Source organism: Roseovarius sp. PS-C2 (genome assembly GCF_018862045.1).
Taxonomy (GTDB): Bacteria; Pseudomonadota; Alphaproteobacteria; order Rhodobacterales; family Rhodobacteraceae; genus Roseovarius.
Window position 1 is genome coordinate 309,694 of the sequence record NZ_JAHKSQ010000006.1, and the last position, 14,760, is coordinate 324,453.

Annotated in this window: 15 protein-coding genes and 1 riboswitch; of the genes, 14 read left to right on the forward strand and 1 reads right to left on the reverse strand. The window is 60.8% G+C overall.

The annotated features are described in order from the left end of the window. The first annotated feature begins 264 nt into the window (after window positions 1-264). The 12 genes from KPG71_RS13705 to KPG71_RS13760 all read left to right on the forward strand — a co-directional run bounded on the left by KPG71_RS13705 (window position 265) and on the right by KPG71_RS13760 (window position 12,010). On the forward strand, window positions 265-1,305 hold the full coding sequence (locus KPG71_RS13705) for a DUF354 domain-containing protein (RefSeq protein ID WP_216338557.1): 1,041 nt from the start codon (window positions 265-267) through the stop codon (window positions 1,303-1,305). Between the two features lie 340 nt (window positions 1,306-1,645). Beyond that, window positions 1,646-2,146: a YbjN domain-containing protein gene (locus tag KPG71_RS13710; protein ID WP_216338558.1), complete on the forward strand. Its 501-nt coding sequence runs from the start codon at window positions 1,646-1,648 to the stop codon at window positions 2,144-2,146. 93 nt (window positions 2,147-2,239) lie between these two features. Next, window positions 2,240-3,055 (forward strand): pyrroline-5-carboxylate reductase, encoded by an 816-nt coding sequence (gene proC / locus KPG71_RS13715; RefSeq protein WP_216338559.1) that lies wholly within the window; start codon window positions 2,240-2,242, stop codon window positions 3,053-3,055. Next, complete coding sequence (locus tag KPG71_RS13720) at window positions 3,048-3,389, forward strand: tRNA-binding protein (RefSeq protein ID WP_216338560.1); 342 nt, start codon at window positions 3,048-3,050, stop codon at window positions 3,387-3,389. Before proC ends, KPG71_RS13720 begins: the two co-directional genes overlap by 8 nt. Then, window positions 3,386-4,345 (forward strand): D-glycerate dehydrogenase, encoded by a 960-nt coding sequence (locus KPG71_RS13725; protein WP_253196261.1) that lies wholly within the window; start codon window positions 3,386-3,388, stop codon window positions 4,343-4,345. Before KPG71_RS13720 ends, KPG71_RS13725 begins: the two co-directional genes overlap by 4 nt. Before the next feature lie 114 nt (window positions 4,346-4,459). Next, entirely contained in the window at window positions 4,460-5,581 is a 1,122-nt protein-coding gene (locus tag KPG71_RS13730) for a beta-ketoacyl-ACP synthase III (RefSeq protein WP_216338561.1), read from the forward strand. A gap of 289 nt (window positions 5,582-5,870) precedes the next feature. Then, on the forward strand, window positions 5,871-6,329 hold the full coding sequence (locus KPG71_RS13735) for a hypothetical protein (RefSeq protein ID WP_216338562.1): 459 nt from the start codon (window positions 5,871-5,873) through the stop codon (window positions 6,327-6,329). Between the two features lie 87 nt (window positions 6,330-6,416). After that, window positions 6,417-6,636, forward strand: a riboswitch (cobalamin riboswitch). A 131-nt stretch (window positions 6,637-6,767) separates the two neighbouring features. Beyond that, on the forward strand, window positions 6,768-8,759 hold the full coding sequence (locus tag KPG71_RS13740; protein WP_216338563.1) for a TonB-dependent siderophore receptor: 1,992 nt from the start codon (window positions 6,768-6,770) through the stop codon (window positions 8,757-8,759). Between the two features lie 11 nt (window positions 8,760-8,770). Then, the gene (locus tag KPG71_RS13745; RefSeq protein WP_216338564.1) at window positions 8,771-9,616 is read left to right on the forward strand and encodes an ABC transporter substrate-binding protein; all 846 of its coding nucleotides are present in this window, start codon (window positions 8,771-8,773) and stop codon (window positions 9,614-9,616) included. Further along, a complete protein-coding gene (locus tag KPG71_RS13750) occupies window positions 9,616-10,596 on the forward strand; it encodes an iron ABC transporter permease (protein ID WP_216338565.1) in 981 nt (326 codons plus the stop codon). The genes KPG71_RS13745 and KPG71_RS13750 overlap by 1 nt, the downstream gene beginning before the upstream one ends. Beyond that, entirely contained in the window at window positions 10,593-11,351 is a 759-nt protein-coding gene (locus KPG71_RS13755) for an ABC transporter ATP-binding protein (protein ID WP_216338566.1), read from the forward strand. The genes KPG71_RS13750 and KPG71_RS13755 overlap by 4 nt, the downstream gene beginning before the upstream one ends. Continuing rightward, window positions 11,348-12,010 carry an adenosylcobinamide amidohydrolase gene (locus tag KPG71_RS13760; protein ID WP_216338567.1) on the forward strand — a complete coding sequence of 221 codons (663 nt, stop codon included), beginning with the start codon at window positions 11,348-11,350 and terminating at the stop codon, window positions 12,008-12,010. Before KPG71_RS13755 ends, KPG71_RS13760 begins: the two co-directional genes overlap by 4 nt. A 12-nt stretch (window positions 12,011-12,022) precedes the next feature. On the opposite strand, the gene KPG71_RS13765 is transcribed toward KPG71_RS13760, so the two are convergent. Next, a complete protein-coding gene (locus KPG71_RS13765) occupies window positions 12,023-12,982 on the reverse strand; it encodes a LysR family transcriptional regulator (RefSeq protein WP_216338623.1) in 960 nt (319 codons plus the stop codon). 108 nt (window positions 12,983-13,090) lie between these two features. On the opposite strand from KPG71_RS13765, the gene KPG71_RS13770 reads away from it, so the two are divergent. Beyond that, window positions 13,091-13,957, forward strand: coding sequence for an ABC transporter permease (locus tag KPG71_RS13770; RefSeq protein ID WP_216338568.1), 867 nt, complete (start codon window positions 13,091-13,093; stop codon window positions 13,955-13,957). Next, complete coding sequence (locus tag KPG71_RS13775; protein ID WP_073034104.1) at window positions 13,957-14,742, forward strand: ABC transporter permease; 786 nt, start codon at window positions 13,957-13,959, stop codon at window positions 14,740-14,742. The genes KPG71_RS13770 and KPG71_RS13775 overlap by 1 nt, the downstream gene beginning before the upstream one ends. The last annotated feature ends 18 nt before the right edge of the window (window positions 14,743-14,760 follow it).

The following is a 14,760-nucleotide window of genomic DNA, read 5'->3' on the forward strand; positions in this document are numbered from 1 at the left end:
GGATCGGGGCCGAGTTGCGGGCCGATATCTGCACGACGTGTTTCACGGCTGTTCTTGTGCCTTATTGCCCGGTGTTGTTTTTGTCCACTATTCCGGTTTCGCCTTGTCCCGCGCAAGCCAGAGGAGAGACCTTTTCCATACTGTGCCTGGGGAGTCACAATTCCTGGGTGGCTTCGGGCCGGTTCGAAACAGGGCTTGCGCCGATGGGGGACTGCCCTGATTTATGGCGGACCGGCCCTGCAGTAGATCGTGTGACCCGATGACATGCATTTCCTGATCGAGATCGTCCACCCCGCAGACGTTCTGTTTTTCATCCGCCCGATGCGGATGTTGCAGGAGGCGGGGCATCGCACGACGGTCGTTTCGCGCCACAAGGATGTGGCCTGCGCGCTTCTCGACAGGTTCGAAATCGACCACATTCCGATCAGCACCAAGGGAGATGGGGTTGTTGGGCTCGGCATGGAATTGTTGCGCCGCAATCTTGCTCTCTGGCGTATCGTCCGACGTGACCGGCCGGATCTGATGCTTGGCTTCGGCGGCGTTTCGGTGTCACAGGTCGGATGGTTGACGGGCGTGCCGTCCCTGATCGTCTACGATAGTGAATACGCGACCCTGCAAACCCGGCTGGCCTGGCCGTTCCTGACTCGCCTGATCGTTCCTGGCGACTATACCGGGAAAACACCCGTGGGGCGTACCGAATACCTGCCCGGCACCAAGGATTTCAGCTATTTTCATCCCTCGGCCTTCACGCCGGATCTCGACGTGGCGAAATCCCTCGGGTTCGATCCCGAGCGGCGGAATATCTTCATGCGGCTGGTGAAGTGGGGGGCCAACCACGACATCGGCAAAACCGGCCTCAGCGAGGATCAGCTTGGTCAGCTGGTTGCACGCCTTGCCCCGCTCGGAAAACTGCATGTCAGTGCCGAGACGGACGCGCCGGACATCGTTGCGCCCTATCTTTTCCGTGGCGATCCTCAGCTCATTCACCATCTCATGGGGCACTGTGATCTTTATGTGGGCGAAAGTGCGACCATGGCCTGCGAAGCCGTCGCGTTGGGACTGCCGGCGATTTATGCCGGTGTCGATTTTTGGGGATATGTGGCCGGGCTGGCACGTCGTGATCTGATAACCTGTGTGCAGCCTGGAGATCGCGATACGCTGGCGGATATTGCAGAGGCCCGGCTTCTGGATCATTCGGCATTTGCGTCGGCGCGAAAGCGGTGGCTGGGTGAGGTTCCCGACTGGGCCGAGGTTGTCGTCCGGCGGGCGGTCGAACTGGCCGGTCAGGCCGCTTCGGAACGATAGGCGCGCAGGACGTACGCCCGGCGTCCGGTTTGCGTCCACAATGGACGCACCTTTCCTTCAGGCCCCTCGGTTTCGTACAAAACCCGCGTACACATCGTACGTTTCGTACGAAACGGCAGGGGGCATGGGCGGTCGGGCAGAAAAGGTGCCCGATCTTGCGGCCTTTTTCGAGTCATCCACAACTTATTGCGGTTATCCCCAACAAATAGCTTTACAGGTGCTTCCAAACTGCGCACCATATTTAGTAGGACAGGTGGAATTCTCCCCTGTCTGTTGAGCAGGCACCTAGCGCTTGGGGCGCTGCCAAGCCCCGGCGCTACGTAAAAAACGAGGTGGCGCCATGGCATTGTCCGAGCAGTTCTTGCAAGAAGACCTTCATCCCATTGATATCGTTGAATATCTCGCTGAACACCACGAGTGGGATTTCGACAGGATCGCTGACGATCAGATCGCCATGGCGGTCGAGGGCCAATGGCGCACCTACTCCATCACCCTCGCCTGGTCGGCCTATGACGAAACCCTGCGCATGGTCTGCACCTTTGAAATGGAGCCGCCAGAGGGTAAAATTCCTGCGCTATATCATATACTTAACGATGTTAACGATCAGTGTTGGGCCGGCGCGTTCACCTATTGGGCCGAGCAGAAGCTGATGGTCTATCGCTATGGTCTGGTGATGACGGGCGCGCAATCCGTCAGCCCTGAACAGGTCGATACGCTGATCCGTGCCGCCGTCACCAATGCCGAGAGATTTTATCCGGCATTTCAATTGGTTATCTGGGGCGACCAGCATCCGAAGAACGCTATTCAGGCCGCCATTGCCGAAGCCTACGGCCGCGCCTGACCCCACCACCCCGCAGGGCGCCATTGCAGAGACCCGGCGCCCCGCGTATCTCTTGCCTTGGGAATTTTGCGAACAGGCAAGAGGGATTTAGTCATGGATATGCAGGACCTAGCCCGCAAAGGCCTTGTTTTATTGGGGTGTGGCAAGATGGGCTCGGCCATGCTGCAAGGCTGGCTCGATGGCGGATTGCCCGCCGGATCGGTCTGGGTGATCGACCCCAACCCGTCGGACTGGCTGCAATCCAGTGGCGTTCACATCAATGCCGACCTGCCCGAAACCCCCGCCATCGTCCTGATCGCCGTCAAACCGCAGATGATGGGCGATGCCCTGCCCGCCATCGCGGCTATGGGAAACGGCGAAACCCTGTTCGTTTCGGTCGCGGCGGGAACGCCGATTTCCTCTTTTGAACAAGCACTTGGCGCGCAAAGCCCGATTATCCGCGCGATGCCCAACACCCCCGCTGCCGTGGGCCGCGGGATCACCGCCATCATCGGGAACGATCATGCAAAGGCCGGGCATCTGGACATGGCCGAACAACTGCTTGGCGCGGTGGGACAGGTGGTGCGTCTTGATACCGAGGACCAGATGGACGCGGTAACCGGCGTGTCCGGCTCCGGCCCGGCCTATGTGTTTCACATGATCGAGTGCCTGGCCCGTGCCGGTGAAGCGCAAGGGCTGGCACCCGATCTGGCGATGCAACTGGCCAAGGCGACTGTCGCCGGGGCCGGGGCTCTGGCGGAGGCTGCCGATGAAACGCCCGCGCAGTTGCGGGTCAACGTCACCAGCCCCAATGGCACGACACAGGCGGGGCTTGAAGTTTTGATGAATGAAGACAATGGCTTGCCGCCATTGATGACAGATACGGTCCGGGCCGCTGCCGACCGTTCAAGGGAGTTACGCAATGACTGATCTGATCGGTGTCGAGGATTTTCTCAAGGTCGATATCCGTGTGGGGACCGTGGTGCGCGCCGAACCTTTCCCCGAGGCGCGCAAGCCCGCGATCAAGCTGTGGATCGATTTCGGCCCGGAACTGGGCGAGAAGAAAACCAGTGCCCAGATCACCGCTCATTACACGCCCGAAGACCTGCAGGGGCGGCAGGTGATCGCCGTGACCAATTTCCCGCCGCGCCAGATCGGGCCCTTCATGTCCGAAGTTCTGGTTCTGGGCCTTTCGGATACGAATGGCGATATCGTGCTTTTGGGGCCGGATAGCAGCATTCCCAACGGGGAGAGAATGCATTGAGCCGTGTTTACATGACCCGCCCGCTGCCCGAGGCGGTTCTGACGCGGGCGCGGGAGTTGTTCGACGAGGTCGAAGTGCGCGACGACACCGCGCCGCTGAAGATCGGCCAGATGCGCGCCGCCCTGACGCTCTATGACGGGGTGCTGCCAACGCTGGGCGATATGTTCTCGGCCGAGGTGTTTCGCGATGCCGAAAGTCCACGCTGCAAGGTGCTGGCGAATTTCGGGGTGGGCTATAACCATATCGATGTGACCGCTGCCAAGGCCGCCGGGGTCATGGTGACCAACACGCCGGGCGCGGTCACCGACGCAACCGCCGACATCGCCATGACGCTGATCCTGATGAGTGCGCGCCGCGCCGGAGAGGGTGAAAGGCTGGTGCGCGCCGGTGGTTGGGCTGGATGGCATCCGACGCAGATGCTGGGCCTGCATGTCACGGGCAAGACGGTGGGCATTATCGGTATGGGCCGGATCGGCCAGGCCATCGCGCGCCGTTGTCATTTCGGGTTCGGCATGAACGTGATCTATTACAATCGCTCCGAGAAGGATCTGGGCTTTGATGCCGACCGTGCCGACACGATGCAGGATCTGGCCGCCAGGGCGGATATCGTCGTGGTGGCGGTGCCGGGTGGGGCCGAGACGCATCACCTGATCGGCGCCGATCTGTTCGCCGCGATGAAACCCACGGCGCATTTCGTCAACATCGCACGCGGCGATGTGGTGGACGAGGCCGCGTTGATTGCCGCTCTTGGGAGCGGGCAGATCGCCGGGGCGGGGCTGGATGTCTATGAAAATGAACCGAAGGTGCCCGATGCCCTGCGCGCCCTGGAGAATGTCGTGCTTTTGCCGCATCTGGGAACGGCGGCGCTGGAGGTGCGCGAGGCTATGGGACTGATGGCGGTGGAAAACCTGAGCGCGGCCCTGAATGGTGAAACACCTCCCAACCTGATATCCTGAAGGCTGCCCTGATCAATACGACCGTCAGGTTCGGGGACGCCCTGCCGCGTCGTCACACTTGACGCGGGGGCAGGGCTGCGTTGATCTTGCGGGACGTTTTGGAAAGGTCCGCCAATGTTTCAGCCCGCGATCACAGGCTCAGGGGTTTTCACGCCCGATCAGGTCATCACCAATGAAGAACTGGTCGCAACCTTCAACGCCTATGCCGAGGCGTTCAACGCCGAGAATGCCGCCGCCATCGCTGTGGGCGAGGTCGAGACCAAGGGGATGTCATCGCCCGAGTTCATTGTCGGTGCGTCCGGGATCGAACAGCGCTATGTGATGGACAAGACCGGGGTTCTGGACCCGGCGGTCATGCACCCGTTGCTGCGTCAGCGCAGCGATGACGAGTCTTCGATCATGGCCGAAATGGCACTGGATGCATGTGGCAAGGCGTTGAAACAGGCCGGGTGCGAGGCCGGCGAGGTCGATCTGGTGATCTGCGCAGCTTCGAACCACGAGCGCCCCTATCCGGCGATTGCGATCGAGATACAGCAATTGCTGGGTGCGGGCGGTTTCGCGTTTGACATGAACGTGGCCTGTTCCTCGGCCACGTTCGGCATTCAGGCGGCGGCTGACATGATCCGGTCAGGGTCGGTGCGCCGTGCGCTGGTGGTGAACCCCGAGATATGTTCGGGCCATCTGGAATGGCGCGACCGCGATTGTCATTTCATTTTCGGCGATGTCTGCACCGCCGTGGTGCTGGAACGGGCCGAGGACGCACGGGGGGCGCATTTTGTGATCCGCTCGACCCGTTGTGCGACGCAATTTTCCAACAACATCCGTAACAACAACGGCTTTCTGCGCCGTACCCGTCCCGACGGAATGGCGGATCGGCGTGACATGCAGTTCATGCAGGAGGGTCGCAAGGTGTTCAAGGAGGTGCTGCCGCTGGTGTCGCGCCATATTGCGCAGCATCTGGAGGAGGACGGCGTTGCGCCAGATGAATTGCGGCGTCTTTGGCTGCATCAGGCCAACAAGTCGATGAACGATTTCATCGGCAAGAAAGTTCTGGGGCGTGTCCCCGCCCCCGAGGAACAGCCGAACATTCTTCAGGACTACGCCAATACATCGTCCGCAGGGTCGATCATCGCGTTTTCCAAGTATTCCGATGACCTTGAGAGCGGGGATAACGGCCTGATCTGCTCGTTCGGCGCGGGCTATTCCGTGGGGTCGGTTCTGTTGGAAAAGGCCTGATCCGAATGTTCGGCTGCGACGGGTTTTGGAGGATCAAGGTGGGGTGGGGTCCGGCCCCGCCTGTGCACACCTGTTGGAAGTCGCCTTCCGGGGATGACAGATGCGCCATTGGCAAGGGCCGGGCCAAAACCCTGACCCCACCCCGCCCCGCAAGGGGTTGCGGGGCATTCGGAACCCGGCTCTGAAAGACCTCGGGATTGCCTTATCAGTTACATTTCGAGATAAAGCGCTAAATGGGAAAACCGCTTTGGGATTCCCCGCGTAAGTGGGCGCCTTTAAGGATGAGTGCATGTCGACAATTGGAAGTTACCTCAAGAAACACACTGAGGCGCTGGTCAAGGACGTGGGAATCGAGCCGGCATGCCAGTTGACCGGCAAGTCCAAGGCAACCTTGGGGCGTTATTATTCCGACCATGACGAGCACGCAGACCGCTTTATGCCGATTGACGCCGTCGCAGCCCTGGAAGAGGCTGCTTCCTATCCGCATGTAACGGGTGCCTTGGCTGAATTGCAGGGGATCGGGCTCAATTTCAATTCGGAGCGCCGGAATACAGAGCGAACGGGTGGAGTGAACAGCGACGTGATCGCCCTGTCTCAGCGGTTCGCCATGTTGATGGCGGAATACCAGCAATCCATCGAGGACGGCGTTATCACGGTCAACGAGGCCAAGCGCTTGCTGCGCGAAACCACGCAGCTTCAGCAGGTTCTGATCGACATGAAACTGCATCTCGAAGAAGAAACCGGCTAGGGGCATGGTGTTCTGGCGGCGGCTGGGTCCGGCGTGATCGGGCATCGTACTGCCGTCTTTGGGCTTTCCAGTATATTCGATTCGGTTTACACATCGCCTTGCTTCGGTCCGGGCAGCTTTTTCTGTCCGGTGAAAAGGGAACACGGTGCGGTGCCGTTACAGGTGCCAATTCCGCGACTGCCCCCGCAACTGTAAGCGGCGAGCGAAGCCGGACCAATGTCACTGCCCTGGCCTGCGCCACGGCGGGAAGACCCGGCCAAGCCATGACCCGCAAGTCAGGAGACCTGCCGAAGTGATCACCCTGTCCGGGCGCGGGGCGCGCGCTGGACAACGGAATTTTCCGTCAGTGGTGGCATTTCACCGTCGGCGGAGGATTGTGTTCTTCCTTACGACTTTCGTTCGAAACGGGCCTGTACGGCCAAGGAAGGGGCAAAAAACATGCACCTTAAATTTCTGGCATTTCTACTGACCGGTTCCGCGCTGTCGGCACAAGCGACGTTTGCGCAAGAGGTTATCGACCTCGACCCGATCATCGTATCCGGTGGCCTCGCACCGGTGAGTGCATCCAAATATGGGCGTGCCGCGACCGTGATCACCGCCGAAGACCTCGAGGCGCGCGGCGTGGCATATGTCTCCGAAGCGCTGCGTGCCGTGCCGGGGGTATCGGTCTCTCAAACGGGCACATTGGGCGGGCAAACGGTTGTGCGATTGCGTGGCCACGAAAGCAACCACACCCTTGTACTGATCGACGGAATCGAGGTCGCCGCGCAGCAAACCGGCGATTACGATTTCGGAGGGCTGGTTGTCTCTGAAATCGAGCGGATCGAGGTGCTGCGCGGGGCGCAATCGGCGCTCTATGGATCGGAGGCGATCGGCGGGGTGATTTCGATCACCACCAAGCGCGCGACCGAACCGGGCGTGACAGGGCGCGCAGCGTTTGAAGTGGGGTCGGACGGGAGCACGAATATCGAGACTGCTCTGAGAGCCAAGGGCGCGCGTGGAGAGTTGAGCTTTTCGACCGCGCATCGTGATTATGGCGGGTTCGATATTTCCGGCGATCCGGGCGGTCTGGACGATGGTGGCCAGAACGTTACGTACAACCTGAACGCACGGTATGACCTGACCGACACCGTGACGGTCGGAGGCACTTTGCGTTATGTGGACCGGCGCACTGATATCGACATCTTCAACTACGCAGCCCCGACACGGGCGGCTTTGGTGACAGACGGGATTGGGCAGTCGGAGGCGCAGGAAACCTATGGCGCGCTTTTCGTCGATGCACAGCTTTGGGGCGGGCGGCTGTCAAACCGGCTGACTTATTCCTTCTCCCATATCGACCAGCAGGGCCGCAATGGCGCTGGAATCAAGGATCAGGATAACACGGGCACGCGCAACAAAATCGCTTATCAGGCTACGCTGGCGCTGGATGCCGCGACGCTGGATGCGTCCAGTCACAAGCTGAGTTTCGCTGCCGAGTTCGAGCGGCTGACCTATCGTGAAAACGATGCCAGTATCGTTTTCATGCCCGGACAGCTGGTCAAGCGCGAGCAGGAGCAGGCGGCATATGCACTGGAATATCAGGGCGATTTCATCAACGGCTTGTCTGTTCAGGCGGGTGTGCGGCATGACGATAATGACAAGTTCAGCGATTTCACCACCTATTCGCTTGGCGCATCGTACCTGTTGGCGAACGGAACGACGCGTTTGCATGCCTCCTATGGCACCGGGGTGCAGAACCCCACGTTGATCGAGCAGTTTGGTTTTGCCACTGATTTCGCGGGCAACCCGAACCTGAAGCCAGAGCAAAGCGAGGGGTGGGATATCGGGATCGAGCAGCGGTTTCTGGATGGTCGCGGCGTGATCGACGTGACTTGGTTTGACGAAACCCTGACCGATGAGATCGGTTCGCGCTTCGATCCGGTGATCGGCAAGACCGTTCCGGTGAACAACAATGGGAAAAGCGATCGGCGCGGGCTGGAAGTGTCGGCCAGTCTGGACGTGACCGACCGGCTTGGTGTGTCACTCGGCTATACATGGCTGGATGCGAACGAGCCGGTTTCCGTTCCTGTGATGGGCCGCATGACCGCTGTCGAGGTGCGGCGCCCGGAACACGAACTGTCGCTTGGGGTGGATTACCGCCTGCCCAATGACAAAACGCAATTTCGACTGGACGTAACCCGTGTTGCGGGCCTCTACGATATGAACTTCAAAACGGCGAGCTTCTTGCCCGGCGGTGTCCCGAGCGATGATTTCGACCGGATCAAGCTGGACGATTACACCGTGGTCAATCTTGGGTTCACCCATGATATTAATGACCGTGTCCAGTTGACGGGACGGATTTCGAACCTTCTGGATGAAAAATACGAAGAACTGGAAGGCTATGCCACACAGGGGCGTACCGTCTATTTCGGTGTGGCGGCGAAGTTCTGAAAAGGATCGGCATGACGCGCATCCACAGGATATTGGCAGGCACCGTGGCCCTTTTAGTGGCTGCGGTGCAACCGGTGCAGGCCGATGCGCCGGGTCGTGTCGTGTCGATCAACCTGTGTACCGATCAGCTGGCGATGCTGCTGGCCGCGCCCGGTCAGCTTTTGTCGGTGTCGCATGTGGCAAGCGATCCCCGGTCATCGGCCATGGCCAATCAGGCCGGGAGCTACAGAATGAACCACGGGCTGGCCGAGGAAATCTATGTCTTGCAACCCGATCTGGTGGTTGCCGGAACGTGGACGCCGCACAGCACGGTTTCAATGCTGGAACGCCTTGGAGTGCCGGTGGCCGTGTTTCAGCCTGCGCGCACTCTGGCCGATATACGTGAAAGACTCGTGCAGATGGGCGAGGTTCTGAAGCGTCCGGCTGTCGCCGAAACCATGGTGGCCGAATTCGATGTCCGGCTGGCCGCGTTGCAAGAGGACGTGTCAGATCGCCCGCGTGCAGCGTTGTATTATGCCAACGGTTATACGGCGGGGGATCAAACTTTGGCCGGGCAAATCCTGTTGGCTGCCGGGTTTGCCAATGCCGCGGACGAAGCGGGGTATCGAGCGGGCATGAAGATGCCGCTGGAGATGTTGGCCATGATCGCCCCCGAAACAGTGATCGCCGCACGCCGTTATCCGGGCGGATCGCGCTCGGAGGAGATACTGGATCATCCGGTGCTTGGGGCGCTTCGGAGCGGTTCCACGATGACGGCCATGACCGATCAGGATTGGGTTTGCGGGACACCCTATGTGTTGCGCGCGGTCGAAGACCTGGCTCGGACCCGGCGTAGCATGACGGGAGCGGATCGATAATGCGACTGGTGCTGCCTCTTGTCCTTCTCTTGTTCGGGTTGTTTGCGGCGTCTTTGTTGATCGGACCAGCGGGAATAGGCGTGGGGGAAGGTCTTGGCGCCCTGTTCACGATGGATGAAAGCCCGCAGGCAATGGTGATGCGTGAAATCCGCCTGCCACGCGCATTGCTGGCCGTGATGATCGGGGCCGGTCTGGGAGTGTCGGGGGCGGCGATGCAGGGGTATTTGCGCAATCCCCTGGCCGAACCCGGCTTGATCGGTGTGTCGGGCTCCGCCGCTCTGGGGGCGGTGATCGCAATTCAGACCGGGGTGGCCACGGCCTTTGCGCTGGCCTTGCCAATGGCGGCATTGGCCGGCGCCTTGGGCGGCGTTTTGGTGGTCGTGGCGTTGGCCGGACCGCGAGGCACGTCACTCACGCTGATACTGGCGGGTATTGCGGTATCGGCTATGGCCGGGGCTCTGACCTCGCTGGTGTTGAACCTGTCGCCCAACCCCTTTGCCGCCAGCGAGATCGTGTTCTGGATGATGGGATCGCTGGCAGATCGCTCGATGACGCATGTATGGCTGGCGTTGCCGTTCATGGTGATCGGCGGCGGTTTGCTGGCTGCAACGGGCCGTGGCCTTGATGCCATGACCCTGGGTGAGGATGCCGCCGAGGCGATGGGGATCAGCATGGGACGGTTGCGGCTTGCGGTTGTCGTCGGCACCGCCTGTATCGTCGGGGCGGGAACGGCGGTTGCCGGGGCCATCGGTTTTGTCGGGCTGGTCGTGCCGCATGTGTTGAGGCCCTTGGTGGGGGGCAGGCCGGGGCGGCTGTTGTGGGCGTCGGCGCTTGGCGGGGCGGCAATGCTGTTGGCCGCCGATATTGCGGTGCGCATCGTGCTGCCCGAACGTGACCTGAAGCTGGGTGTGCTGACGGCACTGGTCGGCGCACCGTTGTTCCTGCATCTGATCCTCAAGCTGCGGGGGACGCGGATATGACACTGATGGAGCTGACCAACCTGTCGGTCACCTTGCGTCGGCGCGACGTGATCCGTGACGTATCGCTGTCGGTAGGCAAGGGCGAGTTCATCGGGTTGATCGGTCCGAACGGGGCGGGCAAGACGACGCTGATGCGCGCGGCCCTCGGTCTGATCCCGTTTGTGGGGGGCAGTTCACTTGCTGCGGTGCCGCTGGCCGAACGGGCGAGGGCCGTCGCATGGATGCCGCAACAGCGCGAGATTGCTTGGCCCGTCACGGTTGAAACGCTGGTCATGCTGGGCCGAACGCCGCATGTCGGGGCATTGGCCAGCCCCACCGATCATGACCGTTCTCGGGTGGATGCGGCGATCCGTTGGATGGGGTTGGACGACATGCGCCACAGGGCCGCCACGCGCCTTTCCGGAGGAGAGCAGGCGCGCGTTCTGATTGCCCGCGCCCTGGCGCAGGATACGCCGTTTGTCATGGCGGATGAGCCGGTTGCCGGGCTGGACCCGGCACATCAGATATCGACCATGCAGACGTTTGCGCGCTTGGCGGAGCAGGGTAAATCCTCACTGGTGTCCCTGCATGACCTGGGGCTTGCCGCGCGTCATTGCACACGCCTTGTCCTGCTAAGTGAGGGCCGCCTGATCGCCGATGGCCGCCCGGCACATGTTCTGACACCCGAGCGGCTGGCCGAGGTGTTCGGGATCAGCGCATGGTATCAGGACACGGATCAGGGGCCGGTTTGTCAACCGCTCGAGGTGATCCGGTGAACGATCTCATCCTGGATCATCCTTGGCTGGAGTTCGACCTCGGCACCGAGATGCAGGTGCTGAGCTGGTCCATCAACCGCCCCGGTTGCGTGAGTGCGCGGCGCATCCTTTGGCGAGAGGTTCATAATTCTGACCTACAGCCCGATGTGGATGTGTCCGACTGGCTGGAGGGGCATCTTTCGGCGCGCGGGGCGTGCAATGCCGTGGCGTTTCTGACCTCTTGCGACATTCGGCGCTATCAGCGGTCCGAAGCGGTGGTGGGTGATGCCCATGCGCAGGTTGTCGCGACGGTCGGATTGTCGAATGCCGAACGTGTCGGGCATCGGCTGGAGCGGCCCTTGGTCGAGTGGGGCACGATCAACGTGGCGCTCAAAGTGGATAGTGGTCTGAGTGAGGCCGCTTTGCTGGAATTGATGAGCATCGCCACACAGGCGCGCACCGCTGCGGTGATGGATCTGGACCTGCCGCTTTCGGTCGGTCGGGCCACCGGAACCGGCACGGATTGTGTGGCCGTCGCGGCTCCGCCTGGTGATGAACCCTATGCAGGGCTGCATACCGAAATCGGCGAGGCCGCGGGCCGTGCGGTGTATTCTGCCGTGCTCAAGGGCGGGCGCGGCTGGATGGCGAGTATAGGAGCCAGAATTTCGGTGGCGACCTAGGCTGGATTGCCTTCAGCTATAGGTACGGTTCTCCATCGGCGTGGCTTCGATTGTTTCCAGCAGACGGTTCAGCAGGGATTGCTCGGCCCGATTCAGGCTGGCCTTGGGGTTCCACACGACATGCACGTCGATGGCCGGTGCGTTCTGGTATGGGGGGAGTTGCCACATGACGCCGTCCTGAACATCGCGCTTGGCGACGTGCAGGGGCAGGGGGCCGATCCCGAGCCCGGCGATGATCATGCGGCGCACTTCCTCGAGGTGGCTGGACGTGCCGACAACCAGTTCGCCCATATCGGCTTCGGCGCGCATCAAGGTCACAGGTTTTAGTGCATCCTGCAGCCTGTCGGTTTCAAAGCTGACAGCGGAATGTCCGGCCAGATCGGCCCGCACCAGCCCCTCACGCCCGAACAGGGGGTGCGGGGGGCCACAGAACAACCCGAAAAACTCGCGGTAGATGCGCAGGTATTCGAGTTTCGGGTTCCGCTGATGCACAAGGCAGACGGCGAATGACGAAAACCGAGCCGAGACGCTGTTTACCGCCTCGGCCGAGGACAGCACGTCGATCGACAGGGTGGCGTGGGGATGTTCGGCATGGAATTCGGCCAACACCTGATCGAAAAGCGGGCAGATCACATGCGAGGCGAGGGCGATGCGTACATGGCCTGTCACCTCGTCGGTCATTTCACGCATCAGGGTGGACAGCCGCAGGATCGAACCCTGAATATCCACCGCCTCGCGGTAAAGAACCTGACCCGCTTCAGTCAGTTCGAAATGCCCCGGTTTGCGGTCGATCAGGCGGCGCCCGACGCGATCTTCCAATCGTTTAAGGGCGGTCGATACCGAGGGCTGTGTCAGGCGCAACTTGTGTGCCGCCTCGGTGACCGAGCGGGATTGCGCCAATACCACGAAGCTGCGCAGCAGGTTCCAGTCCAGTTCGCGCATCAGCCGGTCGGCACTGTCCGAGGAGTTCATTGATTTCATCAATAGTCACAATTCTGAATATCTATTTGATTAATGATTGTCCACTTTGCATCGTCAAATCAAGCCCGGTGATAACGGGTCGAGGACAAGGGGAGTTAAATGTCGGTCGAAGCCCGTGAGGCGCGACAACCGTGGATTTTATTGTCACCGGCCCTGACGGCCGTGGCGCTGCTGTTGTTCGTGCCGCTGCTCTTTATCGTGATCTACTCTTTCTGGCTGCGCACGGCGACGGGTGCGGACCAGGTGGGGTTCTTTCTGGACAACTGGCAAGAGGCTCTGACCGATGCGTTCTACCGCGACATCCTTCTGAACACGCTGAAGATCGCCGCCATCACCACGGTGGTTTGCGCAGTGATGGGGTATCCTGCGGCGTATTTCATCGCCCGCTCGAAGGGCAACAAGGGGATTTTGCTGCTACTCCTGATGCTGCCGTTCTGGATCAGCTACATCATCCGCACGATGAGCTGGATCAACATCCTGGGTGTTTCCGGCGCGTTCAATTCGGCGCTGATGGCATTGGGGATCGTCAGTGAACCGATCCAGATGCTGTATAACGAGACCACGGTCATTCTGGGGCTCGTGCATTTCCTGCTGCCCTTCATGGTGCTGAACGTCTTTGTCAGCCTCGACGGGATCGACACCAACCTGGAGGACGCGGCCAATTCCCTGGGCGCGACGCGCTGGCAAGCCTTTATGCAGGTGACCTTGCCCTTGTCGCTGCCCGGTCTGGCCGCTGGCGGGCTTCTGTGTTTCGTGCTGGGCGCTGGCACCTACATCACGCCGCTGGTTCTGGGCGGGCCGACCGATGCGATGTTCGCCAACCTTGTGTTCGAGGCAATCATCACACAGCTCAACTGGCCGCTCGGCTCGGCGCTCAGCCTGATGTTGCTGGTGGTGCTGGGGGCGCTGGTGCTGATCTACAACCGCTATCTGGGCATGGCGCAACTGATGAAGGGGTTGGGCTGATGGGATGGCAGATCGTTCGAGCCTGGACCGTATTGGTCTATCTGTTCATGTTCCTGCCGGTGGCGGTCGTGGTCCTGTTGTCCTTCAACGCCAGCCAGTTCGGCAGTTTTCCGATGACGGGGTTTTCCTTCCGCTGGTTCGTGGAACTGGCGCAGAACGAAGCGATCCTGCGGGCCTTTCGCACGTCGGTGGTTCTGGGTCTTCTGACGGCGTTGATTTCGACGACCTTGGGGGTTCTGGCCAGTCTGGCGCTGGTACGGTATCGCGTGGCCGGGGCGAACCTGATCTCGACCTTGTTGATCGCGCCTATCCTCGTGCCCGAGGTTGTGCTGGCCGTGGCGCTGCTGTTGTTCCTGAACTTCCTTCAGATCAACAAGAGTTTCACGCTGCTTCTGCTTGGCCACGTGATCTTCACGCTGCCTTTCGTGATCCTTGTTGTGCAGGCGCGGCTGGTCAGCATCAAGCGGGATGTGGAAGAGGCCGCGATGAGTCTTGGCGCAAGCCCGCAACAGACGTTCTTTCAGGTGACCTTGCCGCTGATGCTGCCTGCGGTTCTGGCCGGGGCGCTGTTCGCCTTCACCATCAGTTTCGACGACATCACCGGCACGCTGTTCTGGAAACCGGGCGGGGTGGAAACCGTGCCGACGCAGATTTTCGCGATGTTGCGTAATTCGATCAGCCCCGAAATCAACGCATTGGGAACGGTGATGATCGTCATGACCGTGGGCTTGCCTCTGCTGGGGTTGGCCATTGCCCGCAAACTTTCAACCAAGGGCGGCAACTAGAACCGCCCGGATATTCAG